At 43.5% G+C, this 19,376-nt stretch carries 10 protein-coding genes and 1 pseudogene; 1 reads left to right on the top strand and 10 read right to left on the bottom strand.

Annotation, left to right across the window (positions count from 1 at the left end; genetic code table 11):
• Positions 1 to 127: 127 nt before the first annotated feature.
• Both H8Z82_RS02755 and H8Z82_RS02750 read right to left on the bottom strand, forming a co-directional pair.
• The gene (locus H8Z82_RS02755) at positions 128 to 1,084 is read right to left on the bottom strand and encodes a glycosyltransferase family 2 protein (RefSeq protein ID WP_019160748.1); all 957 of its coding nucleotides are present in this window, start codon (positions 1,082 to 1,084) and stop codon (positions 128 to 130) included.
• The gene (locus H8Z82_RS02750; RefSeq protein ID WP_186994151.1) at positions 1,050 to 2,972 is read right to left on the bottom strand and encodes a glycosyltransferase family 2 protein; all 1,923 of its coding nucleotides are present in this window, start codon (positions 2,970 to 2,972) and stop codon (positions 1,050 to 1,052) included. The genes H8Z82_RS02755 and H8Z82_RS02750 overlap by 35 nt, the downstream gene beginning before the upstream one ends.
• A 162-nt stretch (positions 2,973 to 3,134) precedes the next feature.
• Here H8Z82_RS02750 and H8Z82_RS02745 point away from each other — a divergent pair, with 162 nt between their 5' ends.
• Positions 3,135 to 4,412, top strand: coding sequence for a D-alanyl-D-alanine carboxypeptidase family protein (locus tag H8Z82_RS02745; protein WP_019160746.1), 1,278 nt, complete (start codon positions 3,135 to 3,137; stop codon positions 4,410 to 4,412).
• A 150-nt stretch (positions 4,413 to 4,562) separates the two neighbouring features.
• On the opposite strand, the gene H8Z82_RS02740 is transcribed toward H8Z82_RS02745, so the two are convergent.
• The 8 genes and pseudogenes from H8Z82_RS02740 to rffA all read right to left on the bottom strand — a co-directional run bounded on the left by H8Z82_RS02740 (position 4,563) and on the right by rffA (position 19,337).
• Positions 4,563 to 6,020, bottom strand: a complete 1,458-nt coding sequence (locus H8Z82_RS02740) for an ArnT family glycosyltransferase (RefSeq protein WP_186994150.1) — start codon at positions 6,018 to 6,020, stop codon at positions 4,563 to 4,565.
• A 16-nt stretch (positions 6,021 to 6,036) separates the two neighbouring features.
• Complete coding sequence (locus H8Z82_RS02735) at positions 6,037 to 8,487, bottom strand: glycosyltransferase family 2 protein (protein ID WP_186994149.1); 2,451 nt, start codon at positions 8,485 to 8,487, stop codon at positions 6,037 to 6,039.
• Positions 8,463 to 14,081 carry a glycosyltransferase gene (locus H8Z82_RS02730; RefSeq protein WP_186994148.1) on the bottom strand — a complete coding sequence of 1,873 codons (5,619 nt, stop codon included), beginning with the start codon at positions 14,079 to 14,081 and terminating at the stop codon, positions 8,463 to 8,465. The genes H8Z82_RS02735 and H8Z82_RS02730 overlap by 25 nt, the downstream gene beginning before the upstream one ends.
• A gap of 13 nt (positions 14,082 to 14,094) precedes the next feature.
• Positions 14,095 to 15,408, bottom strand: a complete 1,314-nt coding sequence (locus H8Z82_RS02725; RefSeq protein WP_186994147.1) for an ABC transporter ATP-binding protein — start codon at positions 15,406 to 15,408, stop codon at positions 14,095 to 14,097.
• A 55-nt stretch (positions 15,409 to 15,463) separates the two neighbouring features.
• Positions 15,464 to 16,270 (bottom strand): ABC transporter permease, encoded by an 807-nt coding sequence (locus H8Z82_RS02720; RefSeq protein WP_173742783.1) that lies wholly within the window; start codon positions 16,268 to 16,270, stop codon positions 15,464 to 15,466.
• 11 nt (positions 16,271 to 16,281) lie between these two features.
• Positions 16,282 to 16,839, bottom strand: a complete 558-nt coding sequence (gene rfbC / locus H8Z82_RS17875; protein ID WP_019160740.1) for a dTDP-4-dehydrorhamnose 3,5-epimerase — start codon at positions 16,837 to 16,839, stop codon at positions 16,282 to 16,284.
• A 513-nt stretch (positions 16,840 to 17,352) separates the two neighbouring features.
• A pseudogene (locus H8Z82_RS17870) lies at positions 17,353 to 18,141 on the bottom strand (D-alanyl-D-alanine carboxypeptidase family protein); the annotation flags it as partial.
• A 65-nt stretch (positions 18,142 to 18,206) separates the two neighbouring features.
• The gene (rffA, locus tag H8Z82_RS02705; RefSeq protein ID WP_186994146.1) at positions 18,207 to 19,337 is read right to left on the bottom strand and encodes a dTDP-4-amino-4,6-dideoxygalactose transaminase; all 1,131 of its coding nucleotides are present in this window, start codon (positions 19,335 to 19,337) and stop codon (positions 18,207 to 18,209) included.
• Between the last annotated feature and the right edge of the window lie 39 nt (positions 19,338 to 19,376).

Here is a 19,376-nt window from a genome sequence, read left to right as displayed (position 1 = left end):
AACTGCCCCATCACTCACAGAATTCGCTCTGACAGGCAGCTACTGTCGCATTTATATTATAATAGTTGATTTGTAAAAGCAACAAATTCTTCTTCCCAATTTTATAAAATTTTTATGAACTTTAAAATCATCCTCTCAGGCGTCGGAACATATTGATCCACAATTCCATCTGTATTTTCAGATAATGAGGCAAATTTTCCACTCGAAAAGCTACTTTTCTGTCACGCCTGCTGATCTGAAATCCATTCTTAATACCTGCCAGGTATTCCCTTCCAAATCCCTTCAGACCAAAAAACAGGATTTTGATTCCAAAGCCAATAACCAGAAACGGCAGATTTAACACGATCTGCAGCAAAGGCATATTTTTGTAGATTAAATACACATTATTTCTGGAGGAATAGCGGATTTTAAACTGGTTGTATCTGGATCCACTGGTACCGCTGCCCACATGATATACCTTAGCCAAGGGAAAATACCAGTTCTCATAGCCATTGATCCTGGCCCTGTATCCCACATCCATATCCTCAAGATAGGCAAAATGTTCCTCGTCAAAGTATCCTATTTTTTCAAAAATATCCTTTCGGTAAATAGCCGCTCCCGCGCAGGAAGCAAAAATCTTCTCTTCTTTTTCATAGGTATGGATATTTTTACCCTTTCCTCTGGCAAAAGCCCAGCCCAGTGCACAATAATAATTGCCTGCGTCATCCAGTCTGTCCCTGTCATGAAACTGTATCATTCTGGCTGCCCCGGAGAAGGCTTTTGGATGCCTCCTGATCCCCTGAAGCATCTGCTCAATAAAATCCCTTGTAACCTCTATATCATTATTCAGAAGCAGTACATAGGGTGCCCTGGAGGCTTTAATCCCCTCATTCACAGCCTTGCAGAATCCAAAATTCTCAGGAAGCTCTATAAGACGCACCCAGGGATACGAAGCCGCCACAAAAGCACAGCTTCCATCACCGGAACCATTGTCTACCAGGATCACCTCAAAATTTTTTACAGTCTGACACTCCAGACCGGAAAGTACTCCATCCAGATAAGCCATCCCGTTATAATTGGGAATGATCACTGATATTTCCTGCATGATTTCCTCCTGCTTCTTTCTTTTTCTCATCATCCTTCCAACTCATTCCCGGAAGTGGTTTCAAAGAATAATTCCATTTTGTAAGGGAAAGGTTTTTATTATAATAAGGATCTCCCTTTTTCAGGATATCCAGCCAGTGACAGCGCATATATTCAATTTCAGTCTGAAAACGGCGCACTTTTTCTTCACTGTCCTCTGCTCCCCTTGTTTTTGATTCCATATGATAAAGCTCCGCATAGGGATCATATACAATGAGAAAATCTTCCTTTCGCACCTTCAGGCACAGATCCACATCATTAAATGCCACAGCCAGCTCCTCTGTAAAACCGCCTGCCTTCTCAAATACTTTCTTCTTCATCATCATGCAGGCGGCAGTCACTGCGCTCATATCCTGCAAAAGAGATGCCTTGTGCAGATAACCGGTACGGTCTGCAGGCATATCCACAAACATATGTCCGGCAATTCCTCCCATCCCTACCACACAACCTGCATGCTGAATGGTATGATCCGGATAGATCAGTTTTGCTCCCACTGCTCCTACTTCCGGTCGCTGGCATACTCCCAACATCTCCTTCATCCATGAAGGCCGGATTGTTTTTATATCATTATTCAAAAACAGCAGATACTCGCCCCTTGCATGAGATGCCCCGAAATTATTGATCGCAGAATAATTAAACGCCTTTGTCCAACGCAGAAGCCGGATACGGGGATCCCTGGAAAGTTCTTTGTAATATTGAAAAATCTCCTCTGTAGTGCTGTTATTTTCCACAATAATGATTTCAAAATTCTGATAATCTGTATTACTTTTCAGAGATTCTATACAAGTCTGCAAAGTTTCTTTTTCATCTTTATTGGGGATGATCACCGATACCAACGGCTGCCCCTGAACCGGATATTGGACACGGTAAAATCCCAGATCCGGGGTATGGCTTACCACTCCCCTGACACCGGTTCTTTTCAGGTGTTCTTCAATGGCACGCTTTCCGGCTTCAAAGGCATACATCTTACTTGCCGGATTGTCCGCAGTAGATGCCTTATGGGTCCTCCAGTGATACAGGATCTCCGGTACATGAACTACCTCCCTGGCAGCCTCTGTGCAACGGAAAATAAAATCATAATCCTGCGCTCCGTCAAATTCCCTGCGAAAACCTCCCGCCAGCTCTACCACACTTCTGCGAACCATAAAAAAATGGCAGATATAATTATTAGACCTTAAAAGATCCAGGTTAAAATCAGGTTTCAGGTGAGGCTGAAAATGCTCATCCAGCTCTGTGGTAACCTTATCCTCATCTGTATAAACAGCATCTGCCTCCGGATGTGTCTGCAACGTCTGCACGATTTCATAAAGTGCATTGGGTGCCAGCAGATCATCATGATCCAGAAGCCCTAGAAATTCTCCCTTTGCCATGGCAAATGCTTTGTTTGTATTCTCTGCAATACCCAGATTTTCTTTCAGATTACAAAAACGCACCCTCTCATCCCGGGCTGCATACTCCGCCAGAACTCTCTGCATCTCTTCATTATCAGGACTTGCATTGGCAATGCAAAGTTCCCATACTCCATAGGTCTGTCCTGTTACAGAGTCGATCATCTGTTTCAGGAATTCTGTGGGAGTCTGATAGGCAGGTACTATAATACTGATCAGCGGCTCATATTTAAATCTGTGAGTTCTCTGTCTGTCCAGTGTTGCCTCATCCGGAGCATAGGCCTGATACCATGGGGCATATGGCACTTCCTCCGGTTCAAATCTTTCATGAAGACGAACCCAGAACTCCTTTGGCCCATAATGCTTCAGATACCGAAAACCCTTTTGCACTGTGTAGGGAGAAAGTTTTTTCAAAACCCTCAGCCACTGGATTTTTCCCCCTGTAGATTGTTGTTTATTCATGTTTCAACCTCGATTTTTTGTCAATAAGATATTTTATTTTAACATTGTATGATATTTTTTGCAAGAAACCTGTAAAGTATGCTATACTATTATTCACAATTAGTTATTGAAAACGGAATGAACAGTAATAAAAACAAATATATAAACAGGAGTATTCTTATCATGAAAAAACATATACGCTTTACTGCTGCACTTCTGGCGCTGGGACTTTGCGTTTCCACTGCAGTCTCCCAGATTCCTGTATCTGCCACTGAGGAAACCGCTGCAGATACATCAGCCCAGGTGCAGACAGCTGATCCTTCCATTGTCACTACCAACGGTATTGCAGGATGGCCTCAGGCCACTGATATTTCTTCTACAGCTGCTGTTGTAATGGAAACCTCCACTAATACTGTTCTTTATTCAAAAAATGCAGACCAGGCACTTTATCCGGCCAGTGCAGTCAAGATTATGACCTGCCTGCTTGTCCTGGAAAACAGCAGTCTGGATGACCAGGTTACCATGACAGCCACCGGTGTATCCGGAGTTACAGACGGCGGTGCAAATATCTCTGCGCAGTTGGATGAGGTTTTTACCATGGAGCAATGTCTCTATGCCATTATGGTAGCATCTGCCAACGATATTGCCCTTCAGGTGGCTGAACATATAAGCGGATCTGTAGATGCCTTTGTAGCAGCAATGAATGCCCGGGCTCAGGAGCTTGGCTGTACCAATACCGTATTTACCAATCCTACCGGCCTTCCCGATGAGAATCAGCATATAACCGCCCATGATATGGCATTGATCATGGAGGCTGCCATGGCTAATGATACTTTCCGCACTATTGCCGCCACCACCTCCTACACCATCCCGGCCACAAACGTTTCCGGCGGTGACAGAGTCCTGACCAACAATTTTACAATGATCAACAATACCAGTGACGGCTATTATGAAGCCTGCATCGGAGGAAAAGAAGGATATACTCAAGCTTCCGGAAGTACTCTCGTATGTGAAGCTGCCAAAAATAATATGAAACTTGTATGTGTGGTATTAAACGGAGCTTCCGGCGCTACCGATGATGAGGCCATTGCACTTTTAAATTACGGTTTCGACAATTTTGCTCCCCTCACTCTCCCGGATGATGATTTCAACCGTCTCTCCGGAGGTACTGTAATCGTTCCAAACGGAGCAGCAGCAGATTCTCTCACTACAGAGGATACTGCCTCAGACGGACAGATCCAGCGCCAGTATTATTTCGGAGGTACCCCTGTGGGAACTGCCATTCTGGAGGATGTCCAGCAGGAAAAGGATACTGCCGCAGAAACCGGCACAAAAAACATGAAAGCAGCCCAGGAATTTTCTTCTTCCAGAACCTATGCTCCTTATTATATTATCGGAGCTATCGGAGCCGCATTCCTGCTCTTCTTCCTTTTCCTTATGATTCATGTGATCAAATCCTGATTTCCATCAGACGTACATTCACACTTAAGGCAAAGAACTTACTTAATTCGGTTAAAAAACGGAAATCACTGCATCAGGCAGTCATTTCCGTTTTTCATTTCATACAAACAAATATTCTCTTCTGAATCTGTAAATCAACTGTTCCGTCCATTATCCGGCATAATATGGTACTATAAGAAAAGCCCAGCATGCATATGGAGAAATTACAAGTAAAACTGTAACTACTCTGTATATCCAGCTTCTTACTTTTTCATTTTTCACAACCTTTGTCAGAATACGATTCCAGCCCAGGGTAACAAAATACATCAGCGGATATAATGCAGGCATAAGATACCTTCCCTGCGCCTGATTATCATTATAATAAACGTAATCCATAAACAAAATCACAGGAATGATGATCAAAAGTACCATCAGAATATGGAATATGCCTTCTGCACTCCACTTTTTGGATATTACTTTTGTCTTAATCTTCCAGATATCGTTTGCCACATTTTTTTTCTGAACAATAAATCTGCTCTCTTTCAGACAGAATGTGCCTCTCACCAGAAAAATGCCTGCAACACCAACCACAAACAGTGCTATATACATTTTGCTGACCATATAAGGCATATAAATCCCCATAAGTCCGAATGTACCAATAAAGCTTACACATACGGTGAGAGCCCAGTTGTGATACCAGCCGGGATCCTGATAAAAAATAATGTCCAGCCAGTTCCAGTTTAATTTCTCAGGTGTAGGGTAACAGGATGGTCTGTAATCCTTATGGGCATATTTCTCAGCACAGGCCGCACAGGCCTTTCTTCCCAGAAAATCCCCGTCATATAAAATCGCATTTCGCACAAACCACCAGCCGCAAAATGCAACTGTCACACCTGCAATTGCCGCACCTCTGCCAAAGAGAAAGCGAACTCTCTGCGTAAGTGGTTCTTCCCTGCACAGCAAAACCGTTAAGCAAAAAAGGAAAAAGCTGCATAATATCCAACCGTATGCATTGTAATAAGACAATGCACATAATGCCATTCCAACTGCAAGAATCATACAGTTTTTCCATGTCCAGTCCTCTCTCAGATAGGAAGCCCATGCATACAAAATCAATGCAGCGGACATTAAAGCCAGTGAATCTGTATTTACATAGGTCCCAAGAAAGATTGCCTGGGGCATAAAGCCTGCCAGTGCCGTAAACATCCCTCTTACTTCTCTGGAAAATTTTTCCCTGGGAAATAATTTTCCGGATGCTTTTACCAGAAAATATACAGCACAAGTCACAAACAGAACATCTGCCATACGCGCTGCACGGAGCAAGGCAATTCCCGAAGCTCCAAAAATGGATGCAACACCCATGAAAGCAGCTGAAATCATATAGGACAGGATAGGATAATAGGCATAAGAAATCCCCCAGGTTGCATTTCGGATTGCCGGATCATCTCCTCTGGGAAGTGCTCCATGATTGGAATAAATATAATCTGCCACAAGGTATCTCATCTCTTCATCCGGTCCTGCGTGAAAGGGCTGAGACATTGCCCATACCGTGAGCAGTATAAAGGCAAGTAAAACCCAGATCATAGTTATCTTTTTTTCATTTATTTCTGATTCTTTTTTCTTTAACATATCTTCTTTCTCATTCTCAGATTCTTTTCAGTGAAAAATCCTGGCTGTCCAGTGTAAGGTTAGGATTATAATAAGGATCTCCCTTATCCAGAACCTTTCCCCAGTGCTTCTCAAAGCTGGCAATCTCACGATTAAATCTGGCAACCTTTTCCGGTGTATCCTCCAGACCTCTGGATTTGGATTCATAATGATAAAGCTCTGCATACGGGTTATAAACAACCAGATATCCGGCTTCCCCTAAACGCAGACAGAAATCAATATCATTAAAGGCAACCTGAAACTCTTCACTGAGTCCTCCCACCTTTTCAAATGCCTGTCTCTTTACCATCATACAGGCTGCAGTTACTGCACTGTAATCCTGTGCGCAGATAATTCTGTGGCAGTATCCGGTAGCATCTCTCTTCTGCTGTACAAAGCAATGTCCGGCAATCCCGCCAAATCCAATCACAACCCCTGCATGCTGTACCGTATCATCTTCATAATACAGACGGGCTCCAACTGCTCCTACATCCGGTCTCATACAATATCCCAGAAGCTGTTCTAGGCAGTCCGGACTAATGATCTCCGTATCATTGTTCAGGAGAAGCAGATATTCCCCTTTCGCATGTGATGCCCCAAAATTATTGATAGCAGAATAATTAAAAATACCATCCCAGTACACTACATGTGCCTTCGGATTGGAAGCCTCCAGTTCCCTGTAATAGTCAAAAGTAGTCTCTTCCTCACTGTTGTTCTCCACGATCACATACTCAAAATTCCGGTAGGTTGCTTTTGTTTCTATAGAATTAATACATCTCTTCAGATCATCGATATGATCTTTATTTGGAATGATAATGGAGATCAGCGGTTTCTCTTCCCAGAGAAATTTCGTACGATACAGTCCCAGATATTCTCCCTTCTGGATCTCAACCGGAATTCCCATTCTGTCATAATGAGCCTGGATGGCACGCTGTCCTGCATCAAATGCATACATCTTACTTTCCGGATTTTCGGCTGTAGAATCCTCATGACATCTCCAGTGATAAAGAATCCTTGGAATATGACGGATATACTCTCTTCCTGCTGCTTCCACACAACGGAGCACAAAATCATAGTCCTGTGCACCATCAAATTCCTTTCTCAACATACCAACCTGATCGATCAGCTCTTTTTTTACCACAAAAAGATGGCAGATATAGTTTACCGTACACAGAAGATCAATATTGAAATCCGGCTTAAAATGAGGCTGGAAAAATTTATGGCCATCCATAGACATCTTGTCCTCATCGGAATACAGTACTTTGATCTCTTTCTCCTGGTTCAGTGCCTTTACACACTGAAACAGAGCATCCGGTGTCAGCTCATCATCATGATCTGCAAAGGCAATAAAATCTCCTGTTGCTGCCCTGATCGCCCCATTGGTATTCTCTGCGATTTGAAGAGCCTTTGCATTACGAATCACACGGATCCTGGCATCACTTTTTTCCATAGTAGTCAGAAACTCTGAAAGAGGAGAATCTGCCCCGCTTCCGTCAGAAAGACAAAGCTCCCAGTTTTCATAGGTCTGTGCCTGAATAGAATCGATTAACTGCTGAAGATATTTTTCCGGAGTTTTGTAAAGTGGAATCACCAGACTGATCTTCGGATTCCAGGAAAATTTTGTTTTCCGTTGTTCTGCAAGCTCAGCCTTATCCGGTAAATGCTTCACGATCCATTTGGAATAATCCACCGGACGGTTCTTACGGTTCATTACTTTTCCAAAGACCTTTCCGGTGAGGGCTGCAGCTCCGTGAAGCTTCATATAACGGCTTCCCTTTCGGAAATACACCGCTGCTTTTTCAGCAAGACGTTTCTGTGGCTGCAAATGCACCAGACGAAGCGTCCGCACATTACCGGCCTCAAATACAATATAAAATTCCTTTACACTGTCATAATGAAACTCAAAGAAAAATCCACTCTTTTCATCGATTTCTGTTTCCTGGTACTGATTCTGTACATCCACACGCTTCAATCTGGTGATCTCACAGGGAATCTTCTTCCTGCTTCTGTCCTCCAGCCGGATCGTCAGCGTCCTGTCAAAAGCAGCCCACCCGCGGACACGGCAAATCTTTTCTCCGGATTCTACTTCGATGCTCTCAATAAAATACTGGGGTTTTCCCTGTTTTTTCTGAAGCTGTGCAGCAGAGGCAGAAAACCACTGAATGCGCTTTCCACCCTTTACTGCATAGATACCAAGTTTCTTTTTTCCTTCCAGTTCTGCCGGCAGACGAACTTCCATCTGCACCCGCTCACCATTTACCAGGTCCAGATCCTTAAAGCGCTCCAGAGCACTGACACGCTCCTGGGCACTGATAACTACCGGAAGCGGCTCACCATCGAGAACGGCTTCCGCCTTATAGTCTTTGGGCCAGGTTCCCTGAAGATGGTAAACAGAGCTGTCCTTCAGATCAAACCTGTCTTTCTCTACTTCGTATAGCTCTCGCTGCATAACAATTCCTCCATTGCATCCTTTCCGGTATTCCTGGTCAGATACTGCTCCATCACCTTCTGATGCGCAGCCTCACCCATAGCTTTTCTGGCTTTCTTATCTGTGATCAGAGACTCCAGGGCACTGACCCATTCTTCTTTCGTTCTGCACATCCAGCCGTTTTTTCCATTCTCGATCACATATTCCATTTCCCGGTTACGGCTCATAATACTTGGTACTTTTACAAGTGCAGCCTCTGTCCACTTATTTTCTGATTTACAACAGTGGAACAGACTATCTTCCAGAGGCATCAGATTAATATCCAGACCAGCGATCACTGCCGGAAGCTGTCTCCAATCCATAAATGGAAGTTTTTCGATACGGTTCTGTACTCTCTCCATTCCGGATTCATCCAGAATACCGACTAATTTCAGATAAACCTCCGGATGACGTTCCATCACCTCCAGAAGCGCAGCTTCTACCTGGGCAAAATCCTGATCATGAGTTCGGGAACCGCTTAGATATCCGATATAAATTTTCTCCTCATTTTTATCTGTCTGCTCAAATGCCTCGTGGGAAAGGATTTCCATTTCCATACTCATGCAGTTCCGGTTGATCACTACCGGTTTTCCGGAAAACTCCTCCCGGAGCACCCCTGCCAGTGTTTCTGTGGATGTTATATAACCATCACAAAATTCCATACATCCATGAATCCGCTCCGCAGTTGTACGAAAATCGCTATATTCCTTTCCCTTCAGGAAATGAAGGCCTGCAATCTTTTCATAATCAAAAACAAGGTCATCAATGTCATAATATACACGGATCCCCGCAGCTTTCGCCCGGTCTGCCAGCATTTCTACTTCTATCAGTTTGCTGCATCGATAAAGGACAATTGCCTCATACTTTTCTAAGCTTTCCTTCTCTGCCTGATCCATCTGTATAAATCGGGAAGCATATCCTCTGAGGATCAATTGCTCACGGAAATGTTCCACCCGGTATCTGGATGCAAAAGAAATTTCCTCACCTACAAAAAGGATTTTGCGTTTTTCCACAGGAAGCTTATGGCCATCCAGCTTTTTCCACAGAGAAAGCATCTCTTCCACAATATTCTCCGGCTGCTCATTTTTCAGCACAAGTCCTCTGGAATACCGTTTTACACGTTCCACCGGTGCTCCCACCGGAAGAACTGCCAGTGGATATCCCATGGAAATGACCTCAGAAGTTGTATAGGAAAAGGTCTCCGGCCACACTGACGGAATCAGGAACATATCAATATCCTGTTCCAGAGAAAGCCTTGGGATCTCCTCTCTGGTATATCTTCCTGTCTGTGAAAATACCGGACTGTCAATTTCTTCATCCGATGTACCGATCAGTCTCAGACGGACATTCAGATTTTTTTCCTCAATATATCCTGCAAGTGCTTTCACAACCTCCAGACCTTTTTTATAACAGAGAACACCGATCAGGCCAATGTTAAAAGTTTCTGTGGTTTTTCTGACTTTTTTCACTGCCGGAAGATAATGTGGGGTATGAGGAATTACATGTAAATTATATACATCCGGATAAACTTTCTTGAACAGCTTCGCCGTATCATCGGAAAAGGCACGGATTTCATCACAATTCAGCAGAAATTCCCGGAATTTCCTGCGCCAGAGAGTCCCACTTCCATATTCCGTACACGCATTGCTGCCATTGTCCGGAATGCATTTATCACATACCTGACAGGATCCAACACTACAGTATTTACCCTGTGCATCAATCAAATTCACTGCAGGACAAAGTGCAAAGAAATCATGAAGAAGCATCAAAATTCTTGCCCCCTGCTCCTTCTTGAGACGGAGGATTCTCTCCAAAGTTCCATAAAGATTCTGGTATGTCACAAGCTCATTGATCCAGATCTCATCCACACGCATCACTTCATCAAGCACTGTCTCCAGATCATTGGCAAAAAACTCCATCTCATACTGTTTATACTGATATGTGAAATAAAAACGATTGCTCACAATATTATAGCGAATCGTAATAAACCGGTATCCCTGCTGCAGGGCCAGCCTTCTTTTTTCCACAAGATATGCTGTGGCACCACCACCAAGATCATGGTCAAATGCCAGGATTGTCGGAACCTCCAGTTTCCTGTTGAGAAGCTTCATCTCCACATACAGCCTTACCGGACGAAGTGGATCTCTTCTGCAATAATCAGCAGTATCCCTGTTATAATCCGGATGCTTGCGAAGCAATGCCTCACTGTGATCCTTCAGAAGGCGCTGCTTTTCCTCTGAAGGGAAGCTTCCCCCATGTTTATGATACACAAAGAGATTATCTACCTGTACATTTTCATAGCCTGCTGCGATTGCCCGCTGACACCAGTCATTCTCTTCTCCGTACCCTTTTCCGAAATTCTCTTCATCCAGAAGTCCAACCTCTCTGACTGCTTTGATATTCATACCCATGCAGAAGCCCACACCAGTAGGCATAACCGGATACTGTGGACGGATCATACGGAATTCATCATCGATCTCCCACAAAGGCATTTTCTCGAACAGCTTATTATCTCTGCAAAAATCCGGAAAGCTGCAGATCGTTCCACAGGTAGTAAAAGGTGTGGTAGTAGCAATATTGTCTCTGGCAAAAATAGGAAGCATCAGACGTTCCAGCCATTCTTCCGGAACCTCCACATCTGTATTTACAAGCGCAATATGATTTTCTGCCATCTTAAGCGCACGATTCACAGATGGTAAAAATCCCATATTGGTTTCATTATTCAGGAGCACTACATTGTCATGCTCAGCCGCATATTTTTCAAGATATTTTCCGGTTTCCGGATCCGGGCTCTTGTCATTTACAATGATCAGCCTATATGGCACCCTGGTCTTCTCAATCCCGGAGAAAAGGGCATCAAAATATTCCAGCCCATTATATACCGGTACGATCACATCTACCATCTGCTGATACACAGCCTGGGGATAATCCTTTCTCACACTGCGCACATGACGCTGTTTGAAGTGTCTGAGATTCCCCATACTCTTGGGATCCTCAATAGCTGAAACCAGAAACTCCTCCTGTCCAGATGATGCCGGCACTTTGCCAAGAAGAAATCTCCCGGTGTCTCCAGGATTTCCATACTCCAGAAATACCGTAACCTCTCCCGGAGCCAGAACCGTTGCCTGGAAGGAAAAACCGGCACTCTCCGCATCCGGATTGCCAATTGCCTGTGCCACATCCATCCGGTAGATCGTAGTCAACGGACTCTCCTGCAGTTTCTCTGTCCCTGCATAAAATGCGATCCTTGGCTGTCCCATCTCCTGAAATGTAGGGTCAAAAGCCCAGCCCACTGTGTTCAGTACACAGTCTTCGTAATGGAAGAAATCCACACTTCCCATGCAGGTTGGTGTTGCTTCCACATTCTGCGCAGCTGCCGGTGCATTGTTATAATGAAGAACTTTCTTCAACAGACGTTTTATCTGGGCTTTTTTTCCAGGATGACGAAGGGCCTCCTTCTCTGCCTCTTCAGCCGCCTTCCGTTCTTCCTTTTTGGCCTTCTCCAGAGCCTTGCGCTCCTCTTCTGCTTTCTGTCTGGCCAGAAGATTTTCCACATCCATAAGCTCCAGATATTCCAGTTTTCCCTGGATCACAATCTTATCCACATTTTCCGGATGCATTACCTGTATCAGATAAAATCCATCTGTTGTAAAAAATGCGGTGGTATTGTTGTCCATAACCATATGAACGCCCTGTGGCACAAGCCTTGCACTGCAGCCGCAGTCCAAGCGTTCCACCTTTACTTTCAGGAAATGGCCATTTGCCGGGTTCCACCGGATATTCTGTATCCCTTTTATTTGAGAAAGATCAAATTCCACACGGAAACGGTTGCCTGTAAGTCTGCCCTCTACATGAAGTGTATGCTCTTCGCAGAAGCCTCCCCCAAGGTCATAGTAGACCTTACTGTGCATCTGATGCTTTTCCCTCTCACTGTTTACGATCTCAGTAAGGGAAACCGGCATGCGCTTCTGTTCAAAGGGCATCAGGGAATCACAACCCACATATTCATAGACAAAATGCAGTGTCCAGTTCATGAAAATCTCATAATCTGTATATCCAATCCCGAACTCTGTCATCATATCATCCTCATGGATCAGCTGCGGAAGCTTTGAAATATGTGTATACAGCTCATGGATCAGACGCCACATAATAAAGTTCACAGGAACCGGGAAAGAAAACATCCACTCATAATCAATGATCTGATTTTCCTTCTCCCCCATGAAAATATTGCTGCAGATCAGATCCACATTTGCCGGGCAAATACACTCATAATCCTCTCTTCCTTCATAGCTTCCAAACACCTGACGGAATTCCTCTGTCCGGTAATCCGTAACTTTCCGGGCTGCAAAAAGCTCCTGATAGAGCCCCTTCAGAAGCTCTTTGATCTCATCCACATCCCCTTTATCCGCAAGCTCTCTGATCTCCTGATGAAGAGTTTTCCCGTTAAGAAGTGGATAAACAATTTTTCCCTGTTCTGCTTTACAGGGAAGATTCTGATATCTGTCAGAGCCCATGCTTTTTGTTCCAAGCTCCTCCAGTTTTTCCACAAACCCTTCTGCCTCCGGGACCATAGCCTCTTTTTCTGCCCAGGTCTCACCATTCCGGCGGATAATCCTTGTCAGCAGACGAAATCTCTTTTTCCGTCCCTGGTTCAGCTTCACATAAAGAATCTCTTCCTCTTCCTTAACTTCTGATTTTCCGGCCTCAACCAGAAAAGAATTCACAAAACGATCCAGGATTTTTTCTTTTTCAAAGGCTTTTACACCCTCACTTTCCGAAAAGAGAGCCGCTGTTTTGTCCGTATAAACCGGATAATTTCTTCCATAGGAATTGGTATAAAGACTCTCGTCTGTAAAAATTTCTGTAGGAAATTTATAATCCGGATATGGATAATAAAAATGCAGAAAAGGAAAACCACTGTTTTTCAGCAGTTCTCCCAATTCTTCTTTAGAAAAAGTACGCACAGAATGATTTTCCGGATAACCATCAATTCCAAAAAAATGAATATCTGTATGATCTTCCGGCGCGCCTGCAAAATATTTTAGTCCCAGCCTGTTCTCAATGGCAATCAGGAGCTTCCCTTCCGGTTTCAGATACCCGCCCATTTCCTTCAGAAAAGTCTCGTAAGGAGTCTCCCCTTCCGTAAAGCTCATGGCATACTCCAGCACTCCGTTTACCACAACATAATCAAAGTTTTCAGGAAAAGTCATATCATTGAGATTTCCCACCATAATCGTCAGATTCTCTTTTTCGCTGTTTCTGGCAAAATTAATCTCTGCTCTTCGTCTGGACAGCTCCACAGAGGTTACCTTTCCGGCCTTCTGACAGAGCATTCCTGTAATTGCCCCACAACCGGCACCAATCTCCAAAACCGAGTCTGTTTTTTTCAACGGATACCAGTTCAGGATATTCTCTCTCAGGTCTGAAAAATGATAGACCATGGGAAAACTTACTTCCTCCTCCGGAAGATCCTGAAAAGATTTTCCTTCCCTGGCCATTTCCAGAAGCGTATTCTCAATATCACCATCTGAATAATGATCTTTCGCTGTATAGTAATCTAAATTCAGCTTTGCCATAGTAATCCTCCACTTATTCCACACTTACCTTGGAAAACATATCAAAATATCCCACTGCTTTCTTATCTGTGATCACAGTCAGGTTACACACATCATATAATCTGTGAAATACCGTAAAATCACCATCTTTATAACCGGTACATCCCAGACACAGCATATATTCGCCTGCTTCCAGAGGCATTACCTGGGTAAATGTAATGTGTCTCACATCTCCTGCTTTTTGTGGCTTCACAGGTGTGTGCTCATACATGGTATTTGTTCCCGTGATCTCCGTACCTTTCAGATCTTTTAGAGTAAAAGCAAAAATCGGATCATTGACATCTGCCTGGAAGCTCACCTTCATTTCAACAGAAAAAGTCTTTCCCTTCTCAATCACATTGGTGATCATCCCGGAATCATCACGGATTGCGAAATCCTGGATTTCACCAAGCTTACTTCCATATTCCAGAAGCTGAGGATTCAGGTTCAGGCTGTCCTTCATACAAGTTTCTGCCGTACTTCCGGAATCAGAAATACTTTCCGCTTCCACTGCAGCGTCTGCCCTTTCCCCTGCCTTCTGATTTTCCCGGGTATCTTCCAGCTCATCGTACTGATTCACCAGTACCCGCCTATACAGATTTACCATCTCCTTGGCGTCACCCTCCGCCAGCTTTCTGCCTTTATTTAAAAGCACAACACGGTCACAGTATTTTCCAATACTGCTCAGATCATGGCTAACGAAAAGAATTGTTTTTCCCATTTTCTTGAACTCTTCAAATTTACGGTAACATTTTGCCTGGAAGAAAACATCACCCACAGAAAGAGCTTCATCCACGATCAGAATCTCCGGATCAATATTAATGGCAACAGCAAAAGCCAGTCGTACAAACATACCGCTGGAATATGTTTTCACCGGCTGATATACAAAATCACCGATATCGGCAAAATCCAGAATAGACTGCAGCTTGGCATCAATTTCCTCCCTGGAAAAGCCAATCATACTTCCATTCAGATACACATTCTCAATCCCGGAATACTCCATATTAAAGCCGGCTCCCAGCTCCAGAAGAGCCGATATCCTGCCATTTACCGTCACATTTCCACCAGTAGGAGAAAGCACCCCTGTAATAATCTTAAGGATCGTGGACTTACCGGAACCATTGGTTCCGATGATCCCAACTGTTTCCCCTTTATTTACCTGAAAAGAAACATGATCCAGGGCAAAATGTTCTTTATATTTTTTCTTTTTTGACAATCCCAGGGATTCCTTGAGCCGATCCATGGGATTATCATAAAGCTTATACATCTTACTCACATCATTTACTGAAATTGCAATATCCTCTGCCATTTTAAACCTCTCTTTATTTCACTCCAAACTCGTACCTGCACAGTATCCCTGTATATCAGAGAACATCTGCAAAATGGGGCTTCAGGCGTTTGAATATGACAGACCCCAGTCCAAAAAGCATTATGGTAACCACCCAGAAATAAACAGTCCAGGAAAGATGGTTCCAGATCCCCACATGACCTAACATAGAATCACGATAACCAGTTACAACATAATACATTGGATTCAGCTTAAACAGTCTGATCACCCAGGGATGAGAGTTCAGAATATTCACATCCCACATAATAGGGGTCATCCACACTCCTACCTGAAGAAAAATATTAATGATCTGAGTCAGATCACGGAAAAAAATCACAATTGCACTTGTAGCATACACCATCCCCAGTACAAGAAGGAATGTGCAGATGGAATAATAAATGATCTGCAAAGTATATAAGCTTGGCCTGTAACCATAGCAGGTGCACAGAATCAATGCAAAGATCACAAAAAATGCATGGACAAACAATGCAGAAATAATCTTCACAATAGGAAGAATACTGATCTTAAATACAACCTTCTTGACCAGATAATTATATTCCAGCAAGGCATTGGTTCCACCATTCAGCGCATCCTGAAAGAAAAACCAGGGTACAATACCGGAAACCAGATAAAGTACAAAGGGATAATTCGACACAGTTCCGGCCTTTAAGCCTACTGAAAAAACAAACCAGTACACAAGGATCGTAACAACGGGCTGGATAAATGCCCATACAATACCCAGATAAGAGCCTGCATATTTTGTTTTAAAATCATTTTTTGCCAGACTGAAGATCAGTTTTCTATTGTGATACAGCTCCATCGGCAAAGCTAAAATTTTATTCATTCTATTTTTCCTTATCGATTATTGTATTCCTGAAAACTTCCCCATTTGGTATCCTTATCAGAAAAGCTTAACTCCATTCCTTCCGGGATCGGCCACTGCACTCCAATATCCGGGTCATTCCAGATCAGTCCGCCCTCATCATTTGGATGATAAAAATCAGAACATTTATAAACAAACTCCGCATGTTCGGAAAGCACCAGGAATCCATGTGCAAATCCCTTGGGAATAAAAAACTGTTTTTTGTTTTCTGCAGACAGTACAACACCAAACCATTTTCCATAGGTTTCAGAATCTTCACGAAGGTCTACCGCCACATCAAAAACTTCTCCGCTCACAACACGGACAAGCTTATCCTGAGGATAATTAATCTGGAAATGCAGTCCACGAAGTACCCCTTTATGTGAGCTGGACTGATTATCCTGTACAAATTCAACATCAATGCCGGCTTCCTTGAAATCATTGTAATTGTAGGTTTCCATGAAATAGCCTCTGGCATCTCCGAAAACTGTAGGCTCTACTACCTTCAAGCCTTTAATTCCGCCACATTCTGTCACTTTAATTTTTCCCATTTTCTTTTCCTCTTTTCTGTTTATCTGTCTTTTTGTTTCTGCGGTGCTGCTCTTCTTTTTTCTTATCAGGGCAGCCAAAAGAATGATCAAAAGCAGAAGCATTGCCGCCCCTGTGATCAATAATACTTTTCGCAATTGAAGAATTTCCCCAGAGGTCTCTGTCTTCTCTCCGGATTCCTGTATTTCTTTATCTGCTGATTCTGAAATATCTGTCTGTTTCCCATCTTCCCTATTTTCCAGATCCTTCTCAGCTACTTCCTCCACCGAAGGTTCCGGTGTAGGAGTTGTTTCCGGAACCGGAACACTTCCAACCATATAATCACCGAAAAAATACTGGTTCACTGGATTTCCGTCCAATGTTCCTTCCCTGACTGTCAGATTATCCACAGTCACACCGTTGGGAATCAGTATCTCTCCACCATCTGCCTGCATCTTTTGAAAATTTTGATATCCGTAGTTGAACATTGCAGTAGAATCACTGCTTGCAATGGCAAGATCTGCTGCTTTCATGGTAACTGTAATATAAGTTGTTCCATTTCTCCGGGCTGCTGTCACAAGAGTATTTCCGGCAGCACTGGTATATCCGGTCTTTCCGCCAATACATCCCTTATAATAATATCCACTCTCAGGAGCAAGCATAGGATGATGAGTATGCAGTACTCTTGATTCACTGTTTTTATTTGTAGGTTCGATCACATAATCGGTAGCACCGATTATTTTACGGAATTTCTTATTTTTAAGTCCTTCCCTCATGATCAGTGCCATATCATGTGCAGTAGAATAATGATTTTCATCCGGAAGGCCACTGGCATTCACAAAATGAGTATTTGTACATCCGATTTCTGCAGCACGTTGGTTCATCATGTCTATGAAGTTCTGTTCTGTGCCCCCTACATGCTCTGCTATCTGTGCTGCTACCTCATTGGCGGAGCGGATCACCAGTGCATAAAGGCAGGATTCCATACTAAGCACTTCTCCAACCTGCATTCCGATATTTCCGGAATCCTGGCTGATATCCCTTGTTCCGGTCTCTGTAAAGACTACATCTTCTGTCAGAGAAGAGTTTTCCACTGCAAGCAGCAAAGTCATGATCTTTGTAATACTGGCAGGATATCTGATCTCATCCCCACCCTTGTTATACAGAAGAACTCCACTGTCTGCATCCATCAGCACACCTGTTTCCGATGTAATACCAGGTCCTGGGGGCCATCCCGGGATCTCATTTGTCAGAACCGACACTTCTGCAGCTGCCCCATTCTGCACACCAGCTTCTGCAGCAGAGCATACCTGCACGGCAGTCATTGCAATAACAGCAGAAATTACTGCTGCCTTAAATAAATGTTTCCATTTTTTCATCATACAGCCTCTCAAAATCCTTTAAAAGCCAGAACTGTATCTGTGACATATTTCACAGACTCCATATCCAGATTATAAAACATGGGAAGTCTCAGAAGTCTCTCGCTCTCTCTGGTCGTGTACACATCTTCCCCTGAAAATCGGCCGAATTTCATGCCTGCCGGGGAAGAATGAAGGGGAATATAATGAAATACACTGTAGATTCCCTTTTCCCTGAGATACTCCAACAGCTGTGTCCTTACGTCCATATTGCGCACCTTAAGATAATACATGTGCGCATTGTGGCTGCACTCAGCCGGAACATATGGCTGTTCAACCTTGCCTTCCGCAGCCAATGGTGCCAGATTTTCATTATAATAATTATATATTTCCATTCTTTTATGAAAAATCCTGTCTCTCGCCTCCAACTGCGCGTAAAGATATGCAGCATTCAATTCACTGGGCAGATATGAGGATCCAAAATCCATCCATCTGTATTTATCTACCTGTCCTCGGAAAAACTTACTTCTGTCTGTTCCCTTTTCTCTGAGAATTTCAGCCCGCTCCTGATATCTGTCATCCTGAAACAGGAGCGCACCGCCCTCTCCCATAGTATAATTCTTGGTCTCATGAAAGCTGTAACATCCAAAATCTCCAATGGTACCCAGAGCCTTTCCTTTATAGCATGCATCTACTCCCTGGGCAGCATCTTCAATCACCTTCAGATTATATTTTTTTGCGATCTCCATAATTTTATCCATCTCACAGGCAACTCCTGCATAATGGACCGGCACGATTGCCCTGGTTTTCTCCGTAATCGCAGCTTCGATCAGATTTTCATCTATATTCATGGTATCCGGACGGATATCCACAAATACAATCCTGGCTCCCCGTAAAACAAAAGCATCTGCAGTGGAAACGAAGGTATAAGAGGGCATGATCACCTCATCTCCAGGCTGGATATCTGAAAGATATGCTGCCATTTCCAGGGCATGTGTACAGGATGTGGTAAGCATCACATGTTTTACATGAAAATTCTCTTCCATCCATCTGCTGCATCTCTTTGTATATTCTCCATCACCGCATAGCTTTCCACGCTGCGCTGCGTCCCGTATGTAATCAAATTCCTTTCCTGTCAAAGCAGGTCTGTTAAAATCTATCATCTGTATTCCTTTTTCTATTTCAGTTTTTCAGTCTTCACA

Origin of the sequence: Blautia difficilis (genome assembly GCF_014297245.1) — a bacterium.
Taxonomy (GTDB): Bacteria; Bacillota; Clostridia; order Lachnospirales; family Lachnospiraceae; genus Blautia_A; species Blautia_A difficilis.
This window is presented reverse-complemented; position numbering and strand designations above follow the sequence as displayed.

Coding starts and splice junctions, on each gene's coding strand:
- H8Z82_RS02720 (WP_173742783.1), bottom strand. CDS start 16,270: ATGAATAAAATTTTAGCTTTGCCGATGGAGCTGTATCACAATAGAAAA.
- H8Z82_RS02730 (WP_186994148.1), bottom strand. CDS start 14,081: ATGGCAAAGCTGAATTTAGATTACTATACAGCGAAAGATCATTATTCA.
- H8Z82_RS02755 (WP_019160748.1), bottom strand. CDS start 1,084: ATGCAGGAAATATCAGTGATCATTCCCAATTATAACGGGATGGCTTAT.
- H8Z82_RS02735 (WP_186994149.1), bottom strand. CDS start 8,487: ATGCAGCGAGAGCTATACGAAGTAGAGAAAGACAGGTTTGATCTGAAG.
- rffA (WP_186994146.1), bottom strand. CDS start 19,337: ATGATAGATTTTAACAGACCTGCTTTGACAGGAAAGGAATTTGATTAC.
- H8Z82_RS02750 (WP_186994151.1), bottom strand. CDS start 2,972: ATGAATAAACAACAATCTACAGGGGGAAAAATCCAGTGGCTGAGGGTT.
- H8Z82_RS02740 (WP_186994150.1), bottom strand. CDS start 6,020: ATGTTAAAGAAAAAAGAATCAGAAATAAATGAAAAAAAGATAACTATG.
- H8Z82_RS02745 (WP_019160746.1), top strand. CDS start 3,135: ATGAAAAAACATATACGCTTTACTGCTGCACTTCTGGCGCTGGGACTT.
- H8Z82_RS02725 (WP_186994147.1), bottom strand. CDS start 15,408: ATGGCAGAGGATATTGCAATTTCAGTAAATGATGTGAGTAAGATGTAT.
- rfbC (WP_019160740.1), bottom strand. CDS start 16,839: ATGGGAAAAATTAAAGTGACAGAATGTGGCGGAATTAAAGGCTTGAAG.